Here is a 5,504-nt window from a genome sequence, read left to right on the forward strand (position 1 = left end):
AGCACGAAGATCTTTGTGCAAACAGGCTTAGGGGAGGCGATGACCGTGACGGAAGCGACGTTATCACCAGCAACCATTACCATCGCCAATAATAAACTGAAAGCCGATGACATGATTATGTTATCGGGTTTAGGGGAGTTAGATGGGCGTTTTCCCATTGCACAGGTTGATGGCAATAAAGTGACCCTGTGCGACGAAGTGGATTGGAGTGATAAAACGCTACCTACGGATTTTGCAAACGCCAAAGCACAACGTATTCAATGGTCTAATAATTTTTGTGCGGTGAAAAGCTTTAGCAAAGACGGTTCGACAACCGAACAAATTGATGTCACCACCATTTGTAGTGATGGTAAGGAATATGAATCCGGTGATACGGAATACGGCTCAATTAAATTGACCTTTTTCTTACGGTATAGCTCCAGTGATGTGCAGCGACTCTTACGTAAATATGAAAACAGCAAAGAAAAATTCGCAGTGAAAATGGTCTTAACGCGAGATGAAGGCTCCATGTTTTATTACGGCTCCGTCGAAACAGGCATGAACATTGATGGCAGTGTGGGGCAAATGATGGATTCGGGGATCTCGATTAAATTGTCTGGCCGTGATTATTTGAATGCGAAGAAATAACCCTTAATTCACCTCTTTCATTATTTCTCATCTCCCTTCTCGATAAAAAATCTTAGGAGTGATTATGTCTAACGCTTTATTGCGTGAATTAGTGTTAAACCAAGCACTGAAAGTGACGCCTTTTATCTATTTAGACAACACCTTTTATGTCAAAGAGCTGGATGTTGGCACCATGAATTACATTCAGCGCAAACTTCGCCAAATTAAAATCAAGCTTGCCGAAGCGCAGGACATTTACTTAGACGAAGACGATCCCGAACAATTTAATGAGGCGATAAATCGTGTCTATGATGAATATGATGTCGCCAGAATGCTGGCCTTTAAGTTGTGTGATGAAAAAGGGGAACTGCTTTTTGATGCTGAAAATGAAGAAGACTTAAAAGGTCTTAATCGTTTAGGGCAAGGGTTTTCTAATGCGGTGTTTACAGCCGAAGCGGGGAATAGCGAAAAAAACTTGGAGAACGGCGACAATTTCAATTGATATTGTCGCTGGCACTGGGAAAAACGCTCGCAGAAATCGAGCAAATGCCCGAAAGCCACTTGTGTGAATATGAAGCTTTTTATCGCAAACAACCCTTTGGTTTATGGCGAGAGGATTATCGGATGGCACAAGTGGCGCATCTTCTTGCGATGATAAATCGTGATCCGAAAACGTCTCCGCCTGAATTGGTGGATTTTATGCCGATATGGAAGAAGAAAGTTACGGAAGAAGAGGTGTGGGATAACGTCACTGAGAGTGTATTAGCTAATCGATAGCCCCACATGAGTGGGGCTTAATCGTTAACCACCGCGAGACATTTTCTCAATTTTTTTATCTGTATTGTATTGAGAAAGGGCATAAACCGACCAGATAGCCGCAGGGATCCACCCAATTAAGGTGATTTGTAGGATAAGGCAGAAGATGCCAGCAAATGGGCGACCAATCGTGAAAAATTGTAACCAAGGTAGTAATAACGCCAGAATAAGTCTCATAAAACCCCCTCTATTATTCGAAATTTTAGTTTATCAATAATTAAATCAATAGCAAATAACAAGGAATATTGCATTTATTCAGGGTGAAAGTTTGCTTTTGTAGTGTTCATACCAAGGATTGAATTTATGGCGGGAGCATTAGGTAGATTAAATATTGATTTGACGCTGAATACGGCAAATTTCACAAATGCGATCAACCGTAGCCAGCGCCAAACAGAACAATTTGGGCAAAGTATTCGCGTCAGCCTTCAAGCTATCACCGTACAACAAGAGCGAATGGTATCACAAACCGCAAAATCCTCGGCGCTTTTTGCCCGTTTTGCGAGTGTCACCGCAAGTGCATTATCCATTCATCAAGTAATTAATTATGCTGATAGTTGGACGGAATTACAGAACCGTTTAAAACTGGTGACAGAAAGTTCTGTCGAGTTAAATAAAGCCACACAAGCAGTCTATGGCATTGCCCAAAAAACCTATCAATCATTGGATGCCACAGCACAAGTTTATCAACGTTTTGCGGATAATGCCGATCGCTTAGGATTAAGTCAGCAAAAAGTCGCTGAACTCACGGAAACTGTCTCAAAAGCCGTGGCGATTTCGGGAGCAAGTGCAACCGCAGCCCAAGCGGCATTAACTCAATTTGGTCAAGCATTAGCCTCGGGTCAGTTACGTGGCGAAGAGCTAAATTCAGTGATGGAGCAAACCCCTGCGTTAGCGAAAGCCATCGCTGACGGAATGGGTGTCAGTGTGGGTGAACTAAGGAAGAAAGCCCAAGACGGTGAAATGACGATTGAAAAAGTCATTCAAGCCTTAGAACGTGCAGCCGACAGTGTGGATAAAAAATTTGCTACCAGCGTGACAACGGTTAGCCAAGGTTTCACTAATCTTCAATCGGCGATGACCAAATTTATTGGTGAAGCGAATCAAGGTACAGGTGCGACTCAGCTTTTTACCACAGGGATGACCACTCTTGCCGATAATCTATCGTTAGTCGCTAAAGTAGTCGAAGGGATCGCCGTCACGGCATTGGTAGCAAAACTCTCTCAATGGACGAAAGCCACTTATCTGAAAAATCAGACAACGTTGAATGAAGTCAAAGCCACATTACAGAGTGCAGAGGCAAACAGTGTGGCAGCAACCAGTGCCGTGAGGAAGGCATGGGCGGATAAAGAAGCCGCCACATCGGCGCTCAATAGAGCCAAAATGGAATATCAAGTTGCTAGAGGCACTAACGCGGAAAAAATAGCACTCGATAATCTTATCGCCACAAAGTCACTCGCAAGAACAGCCTCTCTAAATTATACACAGGCATTAACCGCCGAAAACGTTGCTCAACGTGCATTAACGACCGCTCGGCGTCAATCAACGGTGGCAGGGCGAGCACTCAACAGTGTTATGGGATTAGCGGGTGGCCCTATTGGATTAGTGTTGACGGGTGTTGCAGCATTGGGAATGGGATTGTATGAATACAGCGAAAATGTCAAACAAGCCAAACTCGAATCGATTGAATTTGCCAATTCCCTTGATACATCAACAGAAGCGTTAAACAAAATGAGCAATGCCACGCTAGTGGCTAATTTAAGCAAAGTTTCATCGGGCATTAACGCGCAATTGGAGAAAATCGAGGAGCTTAAACAACAGGTTATTTCCTTACAAGGTTTATCGAAATACAGCGTTGAGAGTGAAAAGGCGTTTACTGAACAAGGAGTGGGGAATTTATACCTTAAACGAGTGGCTGAAAAGCAAAAAGAGCTTGATGCTGCGATGGGGATATATGCAGAACAAGTTAATAACTTAGAGCGTCAGCGAGCCAATATGCAAAATATGTTGGCGACACTCAAAGAAAAAGTGGGCGATCAAGCTCCTGAATATAAACGCTATGCCACAGAGTTACAAAATGTTGATGCCGTTATCAATTCACTTAAGGCGAGCTTAAAGAGTTTAGGCATTGAATATGAATCACTCATTGATATCACGCTTCAGGCGACAAATAGCCAAGTGAATGCCACCACGGCGATTGCTAAACAGTTGATGAATCGATTGAAAAATCGCAACGTTCAGTGGCAAAAGCACAAGCCACAGGGAAGGCATTAGCGAAATTAAATGCAGAAGATGTATTGGCCTCACGCAAAATTACGCCAGATATGCAAGGCTACGATAAAGCCTTACAAGCGGAAATTGAGGCACAACTGGCACTGCAAGCCAAACGGACGTATAAGCCCAGCCATAAATCAACCATTGATTACGCCAAGCAGTACACCAAAATCTTAACGGAATTAGAGGAAAAACAAGCCTCACTGATTGCAGATGGGCAAAGTATTCAACTGTATGGCACTACCTCTTCCTTTAATGAATACACATCCGCATTAGCCGATATCAAACAAAATAAAGATAAGTTTGATGCCATCTTAAAAATCGATCCCAACGCCATTGAGACGATAAAAGAAAAAGCGAAAGCCATTGATGATCTGGCGCGTGCCAATTCAGTCGCGCAATTTGCTTATGATCGCGGTAAAGAAATTGAGCAGATGCAATTTGAAACTTCCTTGATAGGAAAATCGCGCGCAGAGCAAGAAAAGCTCAATGCCCTTCGTCAGATTGATGTGCTGTATCAGCAAGCCAGTGTGGATTTAGGCGAAAAAGAGTTGGCGAACTTACAACGCAATGTCGAACTCACTAAACAGCAGATTGAGGCAGAGCTTAGGAAGCGAGAAGCCATGAAAGGCGATCCGATGGCGGGATTAAAACAAGGTTTATCGGATTTCAGTGAGTCGGCTATGGATGTGATGGAGAACGTCAGAAACGTCACTACCAATGCCCTTAATAATATGTCTGATGCGTTAGCTGATTTTGCTTTAACGGGGAAAGGAAGCTTTAAAGATTTTGCCAATGCGGTGATCTCCGATATCACTCGAATGGTGATGAAAATGTTGGTTTTCAAAGCCATTGAAGCAGGCGGGCAGGCAATGGGCTTTGACATGGGATGGATGAGCAAAGGGCATGCTTACGGTGGCTATACGGGGCATGGAGGTAAATTTGAGCCTAAAGGGATTGTGCATGGTGGTGAGTTTGTTTTTACCAAAGAAGCGACGGCTAAATTGGGTGTCGGTAATCTCTATCGCTTAATGCATGCTGCGCAAGGTTATGCTTCGGGGGGCTTTGTGGGCGCAGTCGCAGGGCGAATACCGGTTACACCACAACCGACGTTAGCCCGTGCGGGTGGTGTACAAATGACGGTCGTTAATCATATTACAGTGACAGGAAATGGTGACGCTGTACTTGCTCAAGCAATGAAAGAAGCCGCACAACAAGGGACAGAAGCCGGCGCACAGAAAGCTCATGCGATGATGTTACAAGACTTTCAAAGTAATGGCGCAGCACGTAGAACATTAGGAGTCTAAATGTCTATTCTTGAATGGCCAAAAGAGGTGATCCCCACACAGGAAAACTGGCAATTATTGAGTAACAGCAAAACCTTTACCTCGCCATTTAATGGAAGTAGCCAGACGGTACGCTTTCCAGGAAGTCGTTGGCGTTGTGAGCTGACATTTAATAATTTAAATGAAGAGAAATCGCGCCAGTTAGAAGCGCTGGTGGCTTCATTGGATGGCATGTCGGGACGGGTCAAAATAGCCAGTTGGATAAGAAAAGGGCGTTATGGGTATGGTTCGCCTCGTATTGCAATACCGAGCCAATTAGGTAATCGGCTAGAAACAAAGGACTGGAAGCGCAATATGCGTGTGTTACAGCAAGGGGATCGTTTAACTGTGGGCAATGAACTCAAAATGGTGGTGGCGGATGTGGTCAGTGATAATCAGGGGCGTGCCATTATTCTTATTTCGCCGATGTTAAGAACATCACCTACCGTCAATGAAATGCTCGAAGTTGAGCGTCCTTTTGGAGTT

7 protein-coding genes are annotated in these 5,504 nt (G+C 44.0%); 6 read left to right on the forward strand and 1 reads right to left on the reverse strand.

All coding sequences use genetic code 11. The features are described 5' to 3' along the window. The 3 genes from HMPREF0693_RS00060 to HMPREF0693_RS00070 all read left to right on the forward strand — a co-directional run. Positions 1-627: hypothetical protein (locus HMPREF0693_RS00060; RefSeq protein ID WP_004242482.1), on the forward strand; the 627-nt coding region annotated here is incomplete at its 5' end. Positions 628-691: 64 nt separating this feature from the next. Beyond that, the gene (locus HMPREF0693_RS00065) at positions 692-1,108 is read left to right on the forward strand and encodes a hypothetical protein (RefSeq protein WP_004242483.1); all 417 of its coding nucleotides are present in this window, start codon (positions 692-694) and stop codon (positions 1,106-1,108) included. Further along, entirely contained in the window at positions 1,105-1,383 is a 279-nt protein-coding gene (locus HMPREF0693_RS00070) for a phage tail assembly protein T (RefSeq protein ID WP_004242484.1), read from the forward strand. The genes HMPREF0693_RS00065 and HMPREF0693_RS00070 overlap by 4 nt, the downstream gene beginning before the upstream one ends. A gap of 24 nt (positions 1,384-1,407) precedes the next feature. Here HMPREF0693_RS00070 and HMPREF0693_RS00075 read toward each other — a convergent pair whose 3' ends face one another. Then, entirely contained in the window at positions 1,408-1,599 is a 192-nt protein-coding gene (locus HMPREF0693_RS00075) for a YqaE/Pmp3 family membrane protein (RefSeq protein ID WP_004242485.1), read from the reverse strand. A gap of 126 nt (positions 1,600-1,725) precedes the next feature. Here HMPREF0693_RS00075 and HMPREF0693_RS19330 point away from each other — a divergent pair, with 126 nt between their 5' ends. The 3 genes from HMPREF0693_RS19330 to HMPREF0693_RS00085 all read left to right on the forward strand — a co-directional run. Continuing rightward, positions 1,726-3,693, forward strand: coding sequence for a tape measure protein (locus HMPREF0693_RS19330; RefSeq protein WP_004242487.1), 1,968 nt, complete (start codon positions 1,726-1,728; stop codon positions 3,691-3,693). Next, positions 3,660-5,000, forward strand: a complete 1,341-nt coding sequence (locus tag HMPREF0693_RS19335; protein ID WP_004242488.1) for a phage tail tape measure protein — start codon at positions 3,660-3,662, stop codon at positions 4,998-5,000. The genes HMPREF0693_RS19330 and HMPREF0693_RS19335 overlap by 34 nt, the downstream gene beginning before the upstream one ends. Next, positions 5,001-5,504 (forward strand): hypothetical protein (locus HMPREF0693_RS00085; protein ID WP_004242491.1); only part of this gene is annotated, 504 nt, incomplete at its 3' end. It lies immediately after the preceding gene.

It is taken from the genome of Proteus mirabilis ATCC 29906, assembly GCF_000160755.1.
In the GTDB taxonomy this organism is placed as follows: domain Bacteria; phylum Pseudomonadota; class Gammaproteobacteria; order Enterobacterales; family Enterobacteriaceae; genus Proteus; species Proteus mirabilis.

Coding starts and splice junctions, on each gene's coding strand:
- HMPREF0693_RS00075 (WP_004242485.1), bottom strand. CDS start 1,599: ATGAGACTTATTCTGGCGTTATTACTACCTTGGTTACAATTTTTCACG.
- HMPREF0693_RS19330 (WP_004242487.1), top strand. CDS start 1,726: ATGGCGGGAGCATTAGGTAGATTAAATATTGATTTGACGCTGAATACG.
- HMPREF0693_RS00065 (WP_004242483.1), top strand. CDS start 692: ATGTCTAACGCTTTATTGCGTGAATTAGTGTTAAACCAAGCACTGAAA.